Origin of the sequence: Niallia sp. 01092, from assembly GCF_052318935.1 — a bacterium.
Lineage (GTDB): Bacteria > Bacillota > Bacilli > Bacillales > Cytobacillaceae > Niallia.
In genome coordinates, this window is sequence record NZ_JBQRKO010000004.1 from 35307 (window position 1) to 52247 (window position 16941).

The following is a 16941-nucleotide window of genomic DNA, read 5'->3' on the forward strand; positions in this document are numbered from 1 at the left end:
GTTTGACTGTGGAGGTTAATTCAATGAAACAAAAGCCATTAACCTATATTGAAAAGGTTGAAAATTTATATATATTAATGGAGACTAGGCAGATGCTCCAAAGTAAATTACAGGAACTACAACAGAACAATCAATCATACCAATTAATAGAGGAAGACTTAAGAAAAATAGACAAGGAAATATTGTCATATACCGATGGGCAGCATATTCAAGATCCAGAACAAATGATCACCAGTTCAATATTCAATCCCGCTGCATATTTCAATCAGTCAAACTAAATGTTCAAAAGTCTTATATCCGCTTTTTAAGGTGAATAACATCAAAAGAGGATTTAGAACTGATAAAAAGTTGAGCCGTTTTAAAAAAAGTTTGATCAAAAATCCTGTATGAAATGCAGAGTTTTTCTTGCAAACGGGCCAGATTGTTTAAGGAACATTTTTAGTTTTAAGGTGTCACAAAAAGGTGACACCTTCATTATTTATACAGTTTTCATCATATTTTTTAAAATATCATAAACCAATGGGAAAGTATTGAAACCATCATCTTCTAAAAAATGACCGCCCTTTTCAACAGGATAAAATGATGCATCCAATTGTTTTGATAAATTTTGACTTAATTGAAAAGGAACAATACCGTCATCTTTTGCAGCAATAACAGCACGTGAATTAGCTGCAGAAATTATTTTTTTATCATCCACTTTTTTAACTGTAAAAGGATCTATAGAAGGTAAGAATGATAATGGTTCAGAAAAGCCAGAAACAAGAATAAAGCCTCCAAAGCTAGGTAGCGGATTTAATTGATCTAGATAGTTCAATAGTGTGATAGACCCTAAGCTATGTGTTACAAAATAAGTGTTGTTATCTAAATTTTTTATTTTATTAGCTAATGTTTCCAACCATTCTTCTTTCTTGGGGTCAGACGAATTTGGCATGTGAAGAACCAAAACTTGATAATCATCTGCTATTAATTTTTCTTTTAACCATGGGAACCAATGATTGGCTGGTGAAGCTCCGTATCCATGGATAATATATACTTGTTTTCCCATTGCTACTCTCCCTTTCTTTTTATCGATACAAAAACAGTATATTACTTATCCAAACCTATATGGAAGTAGATTGCTCTTGCTTTGAGGCTCAATCAAAGGTTAATAAGTTGGAAAATAATTCAAATAATAAAAAATTATTTTATGGGCACGCAGATTTCGCAATAATGATTGGAAACCATCTCTTTAATGTATCTTTCAAAAATTGGCCGGCTGTCAATCTGATAACCACAGTTTGACAGCGTATAAAAAATTTCGCTCCACGCTTTTTGAATGTCTTCCGCTGTGTGTTTGACTTTGAAAATGGCATATTTTCCGCCGGAAATTTCGCTTTCGCCAACGAAATCGTCAATTTGATAATCGTTTGAAATGACGATGCCGGCATCATAGCGGCAGTTATTAGGCAGAGTTGTTTCAGGGTTGTCATGTGAAATTCCAAGGATTATTGATGTTTTGGAGAGTAGATTTTTTGCCGCAGCCCATTTCTTCAACTTTTGCATTAGTTGAACGTTGGCAGGACCGTATGGACCAACTTGTTGCACGTATGCGATACGATATTTTGGAAGAACTTCAATCTTAATATTCATTTTTCTTTTTCCTTTCTGTATTAATCTTTACTACATTCCGAATGCTATCATGATATAAAAATATAATCATTTGTTTTTTTAAAATAAATAGTTGCAATAGCATCCTATATGGATTATTCTATAAATAGTTGCAATAACATCTTATTTGGAGTTGATGTTTTTATGGAAAACGATATGAATAGGCCCTCTATGGGCACTGGGGCGCCGCCTGGGAAATATATTTCAGCTATATACCGTCATCTGCAAATCCTTATAACAGCTCAGCTTCAGCCGTTCCGAATTGGAAGTGGGCAGTATATCTTTTTGTTGACGATTGCGAAAAAAGAAGGGATTTCGCAAAAAGCGTTAAGCGAGGAGCTTTTGATTGACAAGACAACGACGACGAAGGCGATCAAAAAACTGGAAGCAGAAGGGTATGTGCGAAGGGAAACAAATCCTGCTGATAACCGCTATCATCTACTTTATTTGACGGAATTAGGCAGAGAAGTTTTGCCGAAAGTAGCGGCAGTATTGCACGATATCAGTCGAAAAAGCCGGGTTGGTATAGATGACGAGGAATATGAGCTTATGCTTACCCTGCTAAAAAAGATGCTGTACAACATGAACGAACAGGTTCGCCAAAGAGAGAAGAAGCTGTGATTCAGCACCATCAACAGAATCAATAGGTGGGAAATTTGCTGTTATGTCTGTTGGATTACTATTTTCAGTTTGATAGAGGTAAGTGCACCAAAATCTAGCTGAAAAACGGAAATATTTATCAATAATAAAGGAGAGTGAAAAACTTGGAGGAGGAAATGAAAAGACCATTTGAAGTGGATTTATCGGAGTATCCATTTAAGGACCATTGGCTTCCTTATCGTGACGGATATATTCACTACATTGATGAAGGGCAAGGGCCGACGGTTCTTCTCCTTCACGGGAATCCCACGTGGTCGTACCTCTATCGAAATGTCATTAAGGAGCTTCATAGCGACTATCGTCTTATTGCTTTGGATTACCCTGGATTTGGTATGTCAAAAGCGCCTTCTCACTATGGTTTTACGCCACAAGAGCAATCGGATGTGGTCGCAGATTTAATCCATCGCTTGGAACTAAAGGATTTTGTTTTAGTGGTCCAGGATTGGGGCGGACCCATCGGAGTAAATTACGCAGTTCGGCATCGAGAAAACTTACGCGGCATTGTCATTATGAACACCTGGGCATGGCCAGCGACTCTTCTTCCAATGAAGCTCTTTTCTTTGGCAATGGGGGGATGGCCTCTCGGATACTGGCTTCAGACACAGCGCAATTTCTTCGCCAAAAACATTGTTCCACACGGAATTTACCATTCTGAAAAAGTCACGAAAAGCTTGAGAAAGGCCTATATCGACCCGTTTCCAACACCAAAATCAAGAATACCGACATGGATTTTCCCTAGACAGATTCTGAAGGCGCGATCGTGGCTCGCGGAAATTGAATCGAAACTGCTAGTGCTATCTGATTTACCCGCGCAAATACTTTGGGGAACGAAAGATAGCGCAGGCTTTCCGTATGAAGAAATGGAAAAATGGCAGAGCTACCTTAAATTGAATGAAACAGAGCCCTTAAGTGATGCCTCCCACTATGTTCAAGAGGATCGGCCGGATCGAGTTGCAGCAGCCATTCGAAGAATTTTTGAAAGAACCTCTCAGAAATAAAGGAAGTTATGCTTAAAAAAGAGTGTTTTTCTGTAAGATCAACGTGTATTTATTATAACCATATAAGTAAATTAGGAGGAGTTATTGATGAAAACAATTCTTTGGGCAACATTGACTGGAAATGGCAACTATGCACAGTCAAGCGCTGAGCACCCGCCTAAAAAAGAAGCACTAGCCGACTTTGCTGCACATGCAAAAGCTGCAGGCAACTTTATAGTAGGACGTAAAACATTTGAGGGATTTCAGGCAAGTGGCAGTGGCAATTTTACCGATATTGATATAGTTGTAGTTTCTAAGAGTGTTAAAAAAATTCCTGGCATTAAGATTGTAGGATCGCCTCAAGAAGCCCTAAATTACTTGCAGGAAAAAGGCTATAAAACAGTACTCCTTTCAGGCGGTGCCGATCTGCATAATGCATTTTTAGAGCAAGCACTTGTTGACGAGATTATATTCAATGTTGTACCTGTATTGGAGGGTAAGGGGCTCAACCTTTTGCTTGACACATCCAACTACCAATACAAGGATGTCCAGTTGTTAGATTGCAAGCCCCTTGGCAGTGGTGTCGTTCAGTTGCACTACGCGGTAGGTAAATAATATAGCCATTCATTATTTAAAAGAATTAAAGTTATTAATTTTAGTAAAACAGAATTAACGGTAAAAAACGTTTAGCTATAAATAATGATCATTTCATTTTTGCGTATATATATTTGTTTTACTATGTTTTTACTTTAATTGTTTATATGGATGGCTATCAAGCTTTACGAATGGTTTTTGGACAATTTTTCTTTGATAGAAATTGTTCATGATAAGCGAACTAATAATAATAAGTGTTCCTAATAGTTCTAATCCTGTTATTTGATAGCCTTGAAAAACAGAAATGACAATAGTAGTGATTGGAACAAGATTAATAAAAAGTACTCCGTTTGCAGGTGTTAGTGCTTTATTGCCGGCATTCCAGCAAAAAACAGCTAAAACTCCAGCAAATACAATCATATATCCTAATTCTAAAGTAATGCTTTTAATGATAGAAAGCTCTGGCACTGTTAAGGATCCGATTATATACAAAAAAGCTACAATAATATTTATTGAAAATGTACCCAAAATACAACTTAACGCTGTATAACGTAAAGGAGACCAATCATTAAACTTTCTCGCTCCCATTGTGTACACAACCCAACAAGTAACCCCTATTAACATACAGAAAATGGGTAATAAGCTACTACCTTTTGAAGAGAATGCTTTAAAGTCTCCTTTTGTAATGACTAGCAGAGTACCAAATAATGAAAATAAGACAACCCCGATGACAAAGAAAGGCGGTCGTTTTTTCTCCATAATCCAGATAACAAATATACTAATGATTGGCATCAATCCTAAAATAATAGACGCTAATAAAGCGCCAGAACTGCCTGCTAATTGTTGACCTGAAAACATTAAGAAATTAAAACCAACAAAGCCGATCGTACCATAAATCCATAAAGTTTTAAGTTTCCCATCAAAATTTAATGTTTGTTTTCCTTCAATAAGGACAAGGAGCAGCACAAAAATGATGGAAGCTAATGTATATCGCATAGCAGTAAAAGAAAATGGATCAATTTGTTCGAGTGCATTTCGCATAATAGGAAACTGTCCTCCCCAAGAAAGAACAGTAATGAAACACAGTATAGTTCCTGTAATAATCTGTCTTTTATCCAAAATCAATTCTCTCCTAACAAATACAATGATTAAGAAAGCCACAGCTGCAAAATTTTTGACTGTGGCTTTTCAAGGCTGATATACACGGGTTTAGCTGAAATACTTCTCAATGTGTATAGGCTCTATTAAAGCTTTTGATTCATTATCTAAAAATTGATTTGAATGAGTTGCTTGTGTATTTCAATAGACTTTTCCTCTTTAGCATAACAAATACATTTTAATTGGCTAATATCTTGATACTAAGAATAGCTTATATTTAAGATGCTAGAATTAGAGATGGCACTATGTTTAAAAAGAACTTAGAAAACTAGAATTTTTCTAATACAATCTTGCCAATCATGTTCCCTGTTTCTACCATCTCATGTGCTTTTCTTAAGTTATCTGTATTAATAGGGGATAAAACCTCTTTTAAAGTGGTACGAACTTTACCTTCATCAATTAATTTGCCAACCTTTTCTAAAAGTTCATGCTGCTTAATCATATCGGAAGTATGATACATGGAACGAGTAAACATAAATTCCCACACAAATGTAGCGCTTTTACTTTTTAAAACATTGAGATCAAGAGGTTCACTATTTTCTACTATAGAGCAAATTTTTCCTTGTGGAACAATGATTTCCCCCATGCTATTCCAATGTTGATCAGTATTATTAAGGCAGAAAATATAATCTACATCATTAAAATTAATTAATTGTAATTGTGGAAGGAATGGTTGGTGGTGATTTACTACATAATCTGCTCCAAGCTCTTCTACCCATTTTATGCTTTCTTCCCTAGAAGCAGTTGCAATAACAGTTAGACCTGCTAATTTGGCTAATTGAATAGCGATCGATCCGACTCCACCTGCTCCCCCAATAATAAGAATGGTTTTCTTTTTATTTTCTTCTATATTACTAAAATCAATTTCTAGGCGATCAAATAGTCCTTCCCATGCTGTGATAGCAGTTAGTGGCAGTGCAGCTGCCTCGGCATCATTTAATGATTGAGGTTTTTTACCGACAATTTTTTCGTTTACTAAATGGTATTCGCTATATGTACCAGGTCTTGTAATACTCCCTGCATAATAAACTTCATCTCCAACTTTAAATAAAGTGCAGTCTGGTCCTACCGCTTCCACTACACCACAAGCATCCCATCCAAGAATTTTAGGTGTCTCTTCCTGTTTATCTTTTGGTGCACGAACCTTAACGTCAACAGGATTAATGGAAATAGCTTTAATTTTAACAAGTAAATCACTTTGGGTAGGTACTGGTTTCTCCAAATCTACATCAAGAAGGCTTTCCTTATGATTGATTGGTAAATATTTGTATAATCCTATCGCTTTCATTTTTATCTTCCTCCTAATAATTGAGTTACAGTTATTATTATAGAGAGGGATAAAAGAACTGGTAAGTAGGCACATTATTGTATTATGGTACCATTTATGTTATTTATATTTTAGGGAATAACAATCTTTATAGTGAGGTGTACTAAACGATGAGAAACAGGAAAAGTGGATATGGCTGTCCAGAAGGCTGCCCAGTAGAATCAACTCTAGATGTCATAGGCGGCAAATGGAAAGGGGTCATTTTGTTTTACCTTATCGAAGGCAAAAAGAGATTTAATGAGTTGAGAAATTTAATGCCGGGTGTTACACAAAGAATGTTGACACTTCAATTAAGGGAGCTAGAAAAAGACGGTGTTATTCAACGAAAAGTATATCCCGAAGTTCCACCTAAAGTTGAATATTCACTAACCGAGTTTGGAAAAACTCTGGAGCCTATTATTTTGTTAATGAGAGATTGGGGGGAAAATTATAAAAAATCAGTTAAAAAAATGGAAGCAAAATAATAAGAAACGTCGTTTAGTAACATCCTATTAAAAGATTAAGAGATAGTTATATTATGATCATATAGTTCTTTTTTATAATGATAGACAATGGTGTATGCACCCCATGTATTTTTAGCATTTTCATTTCAAATGGACATAGAGGATAAGCTGTTGTCTTGTAGGTACTCTCATACTTGTTTAACCTCTATGTCGAAATTTAAGCTATTGTATTGGTACATGATAACTATATAATTAGTGATTAATCGTCCCATTCTTTTCCTAATTTTCGCATCTCTTCAAAAATTTTTTGCAATTCATTACCTTTTTTAGTTAATTTATATTCCACATGCATAGGTACAACAGGGTAAATAGTTTTCTTAATGATGTTCTTTTTTTCTAATCTTTTTAAACAACAAGTTAATGTCTTCGCACTTATACCATCAAGACATCTTAATAATTCATTGAATCTCTTGCATCCATTACTTAAACATAAAATAACCTTATAATTCCATTTCCCTCCAATTACTTCTAATACACTGTTGATTGGGCACTTATTTTCTACACTTAGTAAATCAATGCTTTTTTTCTCATCGTCCATAAAATCCCTCCTATTAACAAAACAACAAAAAAATCCTAAAATTATATTCTTGAATTTATCTTGAAGAATTTTTCATAAAAAGAATTTATATGCATTTGGAAAACTAAATAAAGTTACTAGTCTTTACATCTTTAAACAAAAAATGGGAGAGCTTTAATAGAGTATTCGTTTCTTATTAACGAATACTCTATTAATTAGCATTCAATTACGGCAGCTTTTTAAAAACTACGTAATATAATTTGGCTGTTTTCGTATAGATTGTTGTTATTTAACCCGCAGCCAGAATACACTTCGCTTTCCGTGGGCGAGCGTCGAGCCTCCTCGTCGCTCGTCGCATACGCTCCTGCGGGGTCTCGTCTTTCTCGCATTCCCACAGGAGTCTACGTGTATTCTGGCTGCTAAGAAACGCTTTTCCAAATATAATTTTATGTAAAAAACAACAAACTTTGAGAAAACAGCCTATAATTTTGTTTAATGTTAAATAAGCACTTCATGTAAAAGTATAATATATAGATGAGCAGGAAGCGATTAATTGACGTATCCATCTTTCTACTGTTTCCAACTTACTAATAGGTAACTATGTATAATGCATGTGGTTATCATAAGAGAATGTAACTACTTCTCAAAAAAATTTAATAATAATATAATAGGTATACATTACCTGATTAAATAAAAAATTCCAATTAGGTAATGCAAGGAAGGCGAAAAATATAATAAGGAGGGATAAAATTTTTTAGAGGTTTAATGAAAGAATAGTTGGTTATGCCGTTATCTCTGAATGTTTGGCCGCATGAGAGACAACGACAAATGGAAGCGTTTTCTTTTATTGTGTTAGTTTTATTTTATTACTTTCAATACGCTGTTGCAAGATTTTTGTTTCACTAAACACCTGAATATTTAAATAATTCAAAAATCTGGAGGTTGGATTTATGGCTACAACAAAAACTATTCTCAACCCTATATTAAGTATTTCTTCTTTAAAACATGGGTATTTAGGCTTTCATGAGGGCACCTTTAAACGAGCTATTTTTACTGAACTATTGGATGCTATGGAAGAACTTAGAATAAAAAAAATAAAAGAGCAATCTCCAACAGATGACGAATTTGTAAAAACTATACCTTATGATATTGGTGAATTTTATAATCTTAATGAATTATTTGAACGGATTCAAAGTGAACTTGAGTTATTAGTTCAGGAATTCCCAGATTTAAAAGGATTTAAAACGCTCCTTATTCCTGAATTAAATAAATTATTAGAATTAACAACAGCTTCTAATCAGTTATTAGATCATTACAATCAAATTTTTTCGATAGTAAACCTTTATTTAGGATCATGGGAGGATAGTGCATATAACACTTGTAAGTTATATGTAGAAGATGATGTTTATTATCTGCGTATACAATTACAATTACAAGGCGAAAATTCTGATTTCACTGAAACAGAAAAATTAACAAAGTCTGATTATTTAAATGTAATTAGTGAGCTTTTAGCAGATTTAAGAAAGCAAGAACGATTGCCGACTTGTGAGGAAAGAATTGCGATTCGTTTAGCTTATGAATTATTATCGAAAGGCCATCGATACGATGGATCAATCATTCCGTGGGGGAACTCAGGTTTCCGCGATATTCAAACATACGCTTCTATTACAGATCCTGGAATTGGGCACTTATATGGAACGCTGAAATCCAACAAGTTTTTAAAAGGTGTTATTGTTCATATTGAACATCTTGAAAGAGGAAGCGATCAAGATCGTGAAGCAGTAGAGCCATATCGCATCCCTAACTTTAACATAATAGGAAAAGTAAAATTGGGTGTTGGAAAAGATGCTCCCTCTTCCTCATATGTAGGCAGGCCGATCTTTGAAAGTGATTTTAAACCATCTGCAGTAAAAACGATTCATACTTGGGCTGCAGCATGCTCAGCTATTTTTATGGATGGTTTAACGGAGTGTAAATTGGCCATAGAACGTATGACAGCAGTTGAAGCGATTAAATTTATGAAATATATGGCAGGAAATATTCGGAGAAATCAACATACCCAGGCACTTGCAGCTGCCTTCAATATTAATACACCTATTTTAGACGATCGTGAGAAAACACTGAAAGAGAATAATGGTAAGCCAAAGTTGATTACAGATCGCTTTGAGATTGGATTGTTAGGAATTGAATTAGTTAAAGAAGGCGGATTTGATAAAGTGACCTGGGATGGTACAGCGAATACTTATCCAAGTAAATGTGTCATTGAACAACTGACTTTTTCTGAAGCCTTGACATTAGTTCATAAGGCGCATGAAAAAGGATTGCTCACCTATTTCTCCGCAGGTTTTAGATTTCATCACTTGCCGCAGGTTATTTATACAGGTACTGATGGTATAGGATTAGGCGGAGCGCAAATTCTTCGATACATGGATAAAGATACTGGATATCATGGTCCTTTTAAGGAAGAAAATATTTCTGAGATAATAGAAATTAGAGAAGAGGCGATGAACAGCGTGAAAGGACAAGCCTCTATGCTGTTAAGTAGATTAGATCGCATGTACTTTGAAACGAGTATAACACCTGAAGATAATGAGAAGCGTAATTTACTCTTTACACAATTAAGAGACGATAAAGTAGATGAATTAGCTAATACTATTCAAGAATTAGATCATATTGCTGTTATGCCTATTGATCGTTCTCACCCCCTAGTTGGATGGGCTCAGCGTCTGCTTTCTGCTGATACTGCTTGCATTGCTGCTCAAAAATTGAAAGATAAGAACAAATGGAAAGAGGCTGCTATTAGCTTACAAAAAGCAATAAATAATCAAGATTATGAAAAGTTATCTGAACATCTTTTGTCTATCCAAAAAGCTATTTAATCCTTAAAGCGTGATCTTGTAACGGTATAAATATAAATGTAAAAAGAGAGGGATTTATCGTTCATAGAAATATGTCCTTCTCTTTTGTAAAGTTTTTAAGTATTCCTATTGGAGATTATTAAATAAAGGCTGTTTTCGTATAGTTTGTTGCTTTTAAACTCGCAGCCTGAATACACTTCGTCCGTTTAGCGAGCGTCGAGCCTCCTCGTCGCATACGCTCCTGTGGGGTCTCGTCTTTCTCGCATTCCCACAGGAGTCTACGTGTATTCAGTCTGCTGGATACTTTTCTCTCATTTTTTTACGTAAAAAACAACAAACATTTAGAAAACAGCCTAAATAAAAGAAACCATTGAAAAAACAAAGGATGTTTACGATAGGTTGTAAACATCCTTTTTATAATCTGAATGAAAAAACTATGATAATTGTAGCTCCGTTTGTTTTTTTAATACTTTTAGAATAGCTTGTGTAAATTGAGGTAGATCATCTGGCGTTCTGCTTGTAACAAGCAAGTCATTCCAGATTACTGCAGGTTCATCAAAAACAGTAGCACCAGCATTACGTAAATCTACCTGGATGGATTTATATCCTGTAATGTTTTTGCCTTGCAAAACCTCAGCAGTAATCAACAGTTGTGGTCCGTGGCAAATGGCGAATATTGGTTTGTTTGAATACGAAATTTTCTTAACGAATGACACAAATCTATTATCAGCTCTCAAAATATCTGGTGAGAATCCTCCAGGAATAAAAAGGGCATTAAAATCATCTGGATTTGCTTCATCAATTCCTACATCCGTTTTAATGCTGCCTCCATAAACCCCTTGCAGAGTTATGTTTGCTTCCGTTCCTATTAATACTGTCTCGTATCCAATTTCTTGCATAGCTGCAGCAGGAACCTGCAGTTCTTCTTGATGATACATTTCTCCCACTAGTATTGCTACCTTTTTCATCCATTTTCACCTCGTATTTTTATAGAATAAAATGTTACAAATAAATCTTATACATTTGGAAGTAATTTTAAAAGTACGCACATTAATGTAGGATAGTAACACTTTTTATACGATTAGTTATTCAATACTTTAAAATGGTGTCTGCCTATTAGGCGAATCGTTGGCATGTTGTTTAAACAAACGATTGATTAAATGCAAGGGAAAGCCTGATACATTAATGATTGCATGTGTTGGAAAAGGATGATGATAATTCGCCAAAATGCTATTTTCCCACATGATAAGAAAATTTGCGCAATTCAGTTTTTCTTTTGAAAAAAATTTACGCTAGCAGTATAATGAATGAAGCACAATATTTATTTTCACATCTTCCTATAAAAATTGCTTTCTTAAAGCATTGGTTGGAGTGATACTTATGAAAGATATTAAAAAAGTATTAATACCTGTTGTCGGAACGCTCGGTACAGGTGTTATCATCATTTCAGGTATGTCCCATTTTGCCCAAGCAGATAATCCTTTTTCTGCTTCCCAACCTAATTCTAGCACCGCTTCTAATACCGCTTCTTCCGGAGTATCAATCAATCCGGAAGTAACTACACTAGGCCTTGTTGATATCCACTACCAACTCTATCATCTTAACAGACTTGCCAGCAACCAGATCGCGATATGGATTGAAGACAATAATGGAAACTATATTAAAACTTTGCGAGCATCAAGTTTTACTGCGAACGGCGGCTATAAAAAAAGACCAGAGAGCCACCCGGAATGGCGCGAGGCCGCTAATTTGGAGAATGCATCAGAAGAAGAAATACAGAGGGTCAGTCTTCCAGAGCAGGAGACAGGTATGCATGTCGTTTATTGGGACTGTACGGATGCTTCCGGTCAGCCTGTTCAGCCGGGAACTTATGTGTATAAAATAGAAGGAAATATTCTTTGGGAGAACCGTGTCATTTATAGCGGTGAAATTTCTGTTGGAAGTGAGCAAAACCAGAAGGATGCCACTGCTGAATACATACCGGAAAATGCTAAATCTGAAGGCACGCTTCTTGAAAGTGTAAGTGCCGGATTTGCACCTGGAAAAAGTATTGCATCTGTCGAACAGGAAACCATCACCAATACTAGAGGGTCGTAAAAATGGAAATTTATAAAAGCAAAGCGATGAATACGGATATTCTTACAGCGGGACTCAGTGCTGCCGATGCACAAGAAGTGTTTCAATGGCTCACAACCGTCGAAGAAAAATTTTCGCGCTTTCTACCTGGAAGTGAGCTTTGTCTAGTTAACAGGAATGCAGATAAAGAAACGAAGGTATCGCAGCTTTTCGCCCAGCTTTTCTATGAATCGCTCTATTATTTTAATGAAACAGGCGGCATTTTCACACCTTTTCTGAGAAATGAACTCGAACAATCAGGCTACCGGGAATCCTTTGAAAAAATAAACCGGGATAATGTCGAGCCGCATAATCAACCGTTTCCCTCCACTGATACGAAACATCCAATCGTGTTTGATCTTGATCACCGCACAGTAAAAATCAATCCGGCTAATTTACTTGATTTCGGAGGGATTGCCAAAGGTTGGAGTGTACAGCAAATTGCCGAATCGTTGATAAAAAGAGGACGAGCAAAGGGACTAATTGATGCTGGGGGTGACCTTATGTCATGGCAGTCATCCGGAGAACCTTGGCTGATCGGTGTCTCACATCCTTTTTCGGATAATGAAAACATTGCAAAACTATGGCTGAATGACTGGACTTGTGCTGCGACAAGCAGCATCATAAAACGAAGCTGGAAACTAAATGGCCACAACATGCATCATATTATCGATCCGCGTACCGGTCTTCCTGTACAATCGGATTGTCTGCAGGTGACGGTAATTGGCCGGACACTTCTTCCTTGTGAGATTTATGCCAAGTGCTTTATCATCATTGGCTGCAAAAATGGGCCTGACTGGTTAACCTCACACAGACCGGATCTTGCTTATATTTTTGTTAATAGACAGGGGCGAGTATTTGCATCTGCAAACCTTGATCAATTTTGCCATAAAGCAGAGTTGGTAGAACAAATTACCATACCATTAGATGAAAGGGGTGTTTCATTATAGAGCAAAAACATAAACGGTTAAAATGGGTCATTGGCATCGTTTTGATTCTCATTTATGCTGCTTTTATTGAAGTGATTCGCCGGTCTGGATCACCGCTTGCAGCCGTTCCGACATGGCTGATTACGAGAACGCTTGGAATTACTGCGTATCTCCTGCTTTTTTTCGGCATTTGTCTCGGGATATTTTATGGAATGCCCATCTGGAAGGGGAAACAAAAGCAACGTTCCCATATTATGTCCCTCCATTTTTTCGCTAATACGTGCGGTGTTTTTATAGGGGCACTTCACCCGATGCTGCTTGTTATTGATGCCTATGTAACTTTTTCCTGGACACAGCTGCTTATTCCGTTTACTGCTCCGAAAGAACCGTTTCTTTACGGGCTCGGCACCATTACACTCTACGGACTGCTGTTTGTTAATTACGACCGATCTGAAGAAAAAAATGTCTGTTAAACTTTGGCGCACCTTTCATCTTTCGGCTTATATTCTTTACCTGCTTGCGTTTTCCCATGGAATGATGGGCGGCACAGACACGAAAAATATCTGGATTTTTTCCATGTACATTGTAACCTTTTTCACAGTACTTGCGATGATGGTTATCCAGGTGTCCATGGTCAATAAACTGAAAAAAAGAGCAGTTCGCAGTCGTAGAATCGATACCGGATTATAATTGCCTTTGTGCTCGATCGCTAATTTATAGATCCTCATTAAGTATTCAACTGATAATATCGATCCTTACCCAGAGATATATTCAATAAAAAACGCTTATTTCAAAATAGAGGTTTTTTGTTCATTGCTAATAATAGATTAACTATTTCTTTTTATTAATCTTATTTATAAAGACTTTTGATCTTATTTATTTTGATAAATAGAAATCGAAAAATTATAACAACGATTCAATCAATTTCATAAGCTGTTGTTTTGTCTGGCTTAAATAGTTTCTTTTTTTAGAAGAAATTAATAATCCTATAGGTATTTCGGGATTAAATCCCTTAACCTTAAATGATATATTACTTTGTTTTAAGTTAGTTCCCTTAGGGATGATGCCTATTGCATTCTCAAAAACCATTTGTGGAATAAGATGGAGTGCACTACAATTGTAGACTCTTTTAAAGGATAAATTGTTTTCTGATAAGAAAGCATTCACAGATTGATTATAATAACAACTATTCTCTCCAATCAAAATGGGGTAATCAATAATATCAGATATTTCAACTGACTCCTTTTTCAAAATTGGATGATGAGGATTATTGACGATAAATTCGATTTGTTCTTTGAAAAGGGTAGTAAATTTAACATTAGAACTATTTTTGTTGTTTCCACAAACAGCAAAATCAAGTTTATTTTGATCTAATATTTGTGATAAAAGGGCTGTGTTTCCAACAACAAAATCACAATGTATATAAGGCTTCTCATTGTTTAAAAAGTTTAATATAGACGGAATTAATTTTTCTGCAACAGATTCTGTTAGTCCTATTCTTAATGTTCCTTTCTCCTCATTGCTTATACGCTGCGCTTGAGATATTGAATAATCCCAATGCATTAACAAATTATCTACTTCCTCTGCAAATAAAGTACCTTCATCTGTTAACCTGGCATCCCACCCTCGTTCAAACAAAAGAAAACCAAGTTCATTTTCTAGTTTTTTTATATGTGTAGTTACGGTTGACTGAGCATAGTTTAATTTTTTTGCCGCAAGTGAAAAAGTACCTTCTTCTACAATCATTTTAAAAGTATTTAACTCTTTTATTTCCATTTTTACACCTAATCTCTATCGGTTTTTTTGATAATTATATAATATTTTTTCAATTATACAAATCAAAATCACGGAAGTACAATAAAGTTATAAGAAAGGGAGTGAATAGATGCCGTTTGTTCATGTTTATTATCCAGAAAGGCAATGGAATAAAGAAGGGTTAAAAATAATAAGCAATAGTATTCATCATTCATTAATTGAACATTTTCACATTCCAGAAAACGATTACTTTCACATGTGTTTACCCTACCCATCTAATCAATTTTTTTACGACCCGCATTATCTGTTAGAAGGAGAGAAAAAAAGAACAGATCATTTGATACATGTTTCCATTACATGTGCACCTGGAAGAACAATAATTCAGAAGAGGAACTTGTATCAATCCATCGCGAAAGCTTTTTATCATCATTTAAACATCTCTACAACTGATATTTTTATTACATTAAACGAGACATCTGCTGAAAACTGGTCATTTGGTCAAGGAATAGCACAAATGGTTAATAAGAAGGAGGAAAAAGAATAGTGAATGATCGTATTGAATTAAATATACCAAAGAAAATGAGAGATAATGCTACCGATTTTGTTGATTATAGTGAAAATATATTATTCGAAAAAGTATGGAGAGAGCCTACTTTAACATCAAAAGAAAGAAGTTTAATTACACTTTCTGCTCTAATTAGTATTGGCAATACGGAGCAACTACCATTTCATCTGCAATTGGCTGAAAAGAATGGACTGAACGAAAAGGAAATAATTGCTTTGATCACACATATGGCCTTTTACGTTGGATGGCCTAAAGCGGCTGCAGCGCTAAACATAATACTGAATGAAAAATGAAGGTATAGTATCTGTTAACGTATACATTTCATAATAATAGAGATAAAGTTAATACGTTTATAAAAAAGAGAAGCAGCTTTAAAGAAAGTCGCCATGTTTCACCCTTTTAGGTATGATTATCTAAAAGGGTGTTTTTATGTTCAAAAGAAGAAGATTTGAAGTTGAGAAATAGATTAAAAAAGGGTGAGCACTGGTATTAGAGGGGGCTTTGAAGAATGTTTAAAATCGGCGAATTTTCTAAACTAAGTAAAGTGTCAATCAAAACACTGCGTTATTATGATAAACGAGGTTTGTTAAAACCATCTACAACTGATAAATTTTCTGGTTATCGATATTATTCGGCGGAACAACTGTTGACCATACAACGTATCATCGCTTTAAAAAAACAGGGATTTACACTAGAGGAGATCAAGTTATTATTAGCGGAAGATGCATTGCCTGAGGATGTTAAAAAATCTTTGATCATAAAACAATTGGAGCTTCAACATACAATTGAGGAAGCACAGCGTCAGTTAAAGGAAATTAATTCAGGACTAGAGCGTGTTGGAGATTTGAACAATTTATCTTCGACTTATTCAATCGTTCTACGGGATGTAAAGTCTCAATTTGTTGCTTCGATTCGAGATATTATCCCACGTACACACCTATGTCTGCTATTGGACGAAATCAGACAATATGTACGTCTGCATGGTGAGGACGAAAATCGGCCATTGAGTATTCAATGGCATAATAGTGAACTCGAAGATGATGCGATCGATGTAGAGGTCGCTTTACCCATTACAAAAGAAATTCCAAGTAGTAATCGAGTGAAAATTCACGTCTGGCCTGAGTTAAAAAAAGCTGCCTCACTTGTGCACCATTGTGATCCGTATCATTCTTCTTGTCCAGCCTTATCTGAGTTGGCAGCATGGATATCATCTAATGGATTTCGACCCAGCAATACGGAACCAATCCGAGAAATTTATCTAACAGTGGATAAAGATCTGTATGGGAAACTTCGAATGGCTGAATTGCTTATCCCTGTTGAAAATATTTAAAAAACA

The 16941-nt window shown here is 35.5% G+C and carries 20 protein-coding genes; 12 read left to right on the top strand and 8 right to left on the bottom strand.

Annotated features, from left to right (window positions below; genetic code table 11):
* The first annotated feature begins 23 nt into the window (after positions 1–23).
* Positions 24–278 carry a hypothetical protein gene (locus tag ACTXGU_RS05345; RefSeq protein WP_443480465.1) on the top strand — a complete coding sequence of 85 codons (255 nt, stop codon included), beginning with the start codon at positions 24–26 and terminating at the stop codon, positions 276–278.
* Between the two features lie 200 nt (positions 279–478).
* Here the strand turns inward: ACTXGU_RS05345 and ACTXGU_RS05350 are convergent, their stop codons facing one another.
* Together ACTXGU_RS05350 and ACTXGU_RS05355 are read right to left on the bottom strand one after the other, a co-directional pair.
* The gene (locus ACTXGU_RS05350; protein ID WP_443480466.1) at positions 479–1045 is read right to left on the bottom strand and encodes an RBBP9/YdeN family alpha/beta hydrolase; all 567 of its coding nucleotides are present in this window, start codon (positions 1043–1045) and stop codon (positions 479–481) included.
* Positions 1046–1179: 134 nt separating this feature from the next.
* Complete coding sequence (locus tag ACTXGU_RS05355) at positions 1180–1629, bottom strand: AraC family transcriptional regulator (RefSeq protein WP_443480467.1); 450 nt, start codon at positions 1627–1629, stop codon at positions 1180–1182.
* 162 nt (positions 1630–1791) lie between these two features.
* Here ACTXGU_RS05355 and ACTXGU_RS05360 point away from each other — a divergent pair, with 162 nt between their 5' ends.
* From ACTXGU_RS05360 to ACTXGU_RS05370, 3 genes are all read left to right on the top strand, one after another.
* A complete protein-coding gene (locus ACTXGU_RS05360) occupies positions 1792–2268 on the top strand; it encodes a MarR family winged helix-turn-helix transcriptional regulator (RefSeq protein WP_443480468.1) in 477 nt (158 codons plus the stop codon).
* Positions 2269–2423: 155 nt separating this feature from the next.
* Positions 2424–3305, top strand: coding sequence for an alpha/beta fold hydrolase (locus tag ACTXGU_RS05365; protein WP_443480469.1), 882 nt, complete (start codon positions 2424–2426; stop codon positions 3303–3305).
* Between the two features lie 87 nt (positions 3306–3392).
* Positions 3393–3899, top strand: a complete 507-nt coding sequence (locus ACTXGU_RS05370; protein WP_443480470.1) for a dihydrofolate reductase family protein — start codon at positions 3393–3395, stop codon at positions 3897–3899.
* Positions 3900–4028: 129 nt separating this feature from the next.
* Here the strand turns inward: ACTXGU_RS05370 and ACTXGU_RS05375 are convergent, their stop codons facing one another.
* Together ACTXGU_RS05375 and ACTXGU_RS05380 are read right to left on the bottom strand one after the other, a co-directional pair.
* Entirely contained in the window at positions 4029–4997 is a 969-nt protein-coding gene (locus tag ACTXGU_RS05375) for a DMT family transporter (protein ID WP_443480471.1), read from the bottom strand.
* A gap of 307 nt (positions 4998–5304) precedes the next feature.
* On the bottom strand, positions 5305–6324 hold the full coding sequence (locus ACTXGU_RS05380) for a zinc-binding alcohol dehydrogenase family protein (protein WP_443480472.1): 1020 nt from the start codon (positions 6322–6324) through the stop codon (positions 5305–5307).
* Positions 6325–6473: 149 nt separating this feature from the next.
* On the opposite strand from ACTXGU_RS05380, the gene ACTXGU_RS05385 reads away from it, so the two are divergent.
* On the top strand, positions 6474–6827 hold the full coding sequence (locus tag ACTXGU_RS05385; RefSeq protein WP_443480473.1) for a winged helix-turn-helix transcriptional regulator: 354 nt from the start codon (positions 6474–6476) through the stop codon (positions 6825–6827).
* A gap of 238 nt (positions 6828–7065) precedes the next feature.
* Here the strand turns inward: ACTXGU_RS05385 and ACTXGU_RS05390 are convergent, their stop codons facing one another.
* Positions 7066–7404 carry a winged helix-turn-helix transcriptional regulator gene (locus tag ACTXGU_RS05390; protein WP_443480474.1) on the bottom strand — a complete coding sequence of 113 codons (339 nt, stop codon included), beginning with the start codon at positions 7402–7404 and terminating at the stop codon, positions 7066–7068.
* Positions 7405–8333: 929 nt separating this feature from the next.
* Here ACTXGU_RS05390 and ACTXGU_RS05395 point away from each other — a divergent pair.
* A complete protein-coding gene (locus tag ACTXGU_RS05395; protein WP_443480475.1) occupies positions 8334–10262 on the top strand; it encodes a hypothetical protein in 1929 nt (642 codons plus the stop codon).
* Between the two features lie 413 nt (positions 10263–10675).
* Here ACTXGU_RS05395 and ACTXGU_RS05400 read toward each other — a convergent pair whose 3' ends face one another.
* A complete protein-coding gene (locus ACTXGU_RS05400; RefSeq protein WP_443480476.1) occupies positions 10676–11209 on the bottom strand; it encodes a type 1 glutamine amidotransferase domain-containing protein in 534 nt (177 codons plus the stop codon).
* Positions 11210–11338: 129 nt separating this feature from the next.
* A complete protein-coding gene (locus ACTXGU_RS05405; protein ID WP_443480477.1) occupies positions 11339–11467 on the bottom strand; it encodes a hypothetical protein in 129 nt (42 codons plus the stop codon).
* A gap of 154 nt (positions 11468–11621) precedes the next feature.
* Between ACTXGU_RS05405 and ACTXGU_RS05410 the strand changes: the two genes are divergently transcribed.
* From ACTXGU_RS05410 to ACTXGU_RS05420, 3 genes are read left to right on the top strand one after another with little or no spacing between them, the layout of a single operon-like run.
* Positions 11622–12338, top strand: a complete 717-nt coding sequence (locus tag ACTXGU_RS05410) for a DUF2271 domain-containing protein (RefSeq protein ID WP_443480478.1) — start codon at positions 11622–11624, stop codon at positions 12336–12338.
* 2 nt (positions 12339–12340) lie between these two features.
* Positions 12341–13306: an FAD:protein FMN transferase gene (locus tag ACTXGU_RS05415; protein ID WP_443480479.1), complete on the top strand. Its 966-nt coding sequence runs from the start codon at positions 12341–12343 to the stop codon at positions 13304–13306.
* A gap of 41 nt (positions 13307–13347) precedes the next feature.
* Positions 13348–13758 (top strand): hypothetical protein, encoded by a 411-nt coding sequence (locus ACTXGU_RS05420; protein WP_443480480.1) that lies wholly within the window; start codon positions 13348–13350, stop codon positions 13756–13758.
* A 430-nt stretch (positions 13759–14188) separates the two neighbouring features.
* Here ACTXGU_RS05420 and ACTXGU_RS05425 read toward each other — a convergent pair whose 3' ends face one another.
* Positions 14189–15061, bottom strand: a complete 873-nt coding sequence (locus ACTXGU_RS05425; RefSeq protein WP_443480481.1) for a LysR family transcriptional regulator — start codon at positions 15059–15061, stop codon at positions 14189–14191.
* Between the two features lie 109 nt (positions 15062–15170).
* On the opposite strand from ACTXGU_RS05425, the gene ACTXGU_RS05430 reads away from it, so the two are divergent.
* The 3 genes from ACTXGU_RS05430 (at position 15171) to ACTXGU_RS05440 (ending at position 16935) form a co-directional block, all read left to right on the top strand.
* Positions 15171–15584, top strand: coding sequence for a tautomerase family protein (locus ACTXGU_RS05430; RefSeq protein ID WP_443480482.1), 414 nt, complete (start codon positions 15171–15173; stop codon positions 15582–15584).
* Positions 15584–15898 (top strand): carboxymuconolactone decarboxylase family protein, encoded by a 315-nt coding sequence (locus ACTXGU_RS05435; RefSeq protein ID WP_443480483.1) that lies wholly within the window; start codon positions 15584–15586, stop codon positions 15896–15898. The genes ACTXGU_RS05430 and ACTXGU_RS05435 overlap by 1 nt, the downstream gene beginning before the upstream one ends.
* Positions 15899–16113: 215 nt before the next feature.
* On the top strand, positions 16114–16935 hold the full coding sequence (locus ACTXGU_RS05440; protein WP_443480484.1) for a MerR family transcriptional regulator: 822 nt from the start codon (positions 16114–16116) through the stop codon (positions 16933–16935).
* Positions 16936–16941: the final 6 nt, after the last annotated feature.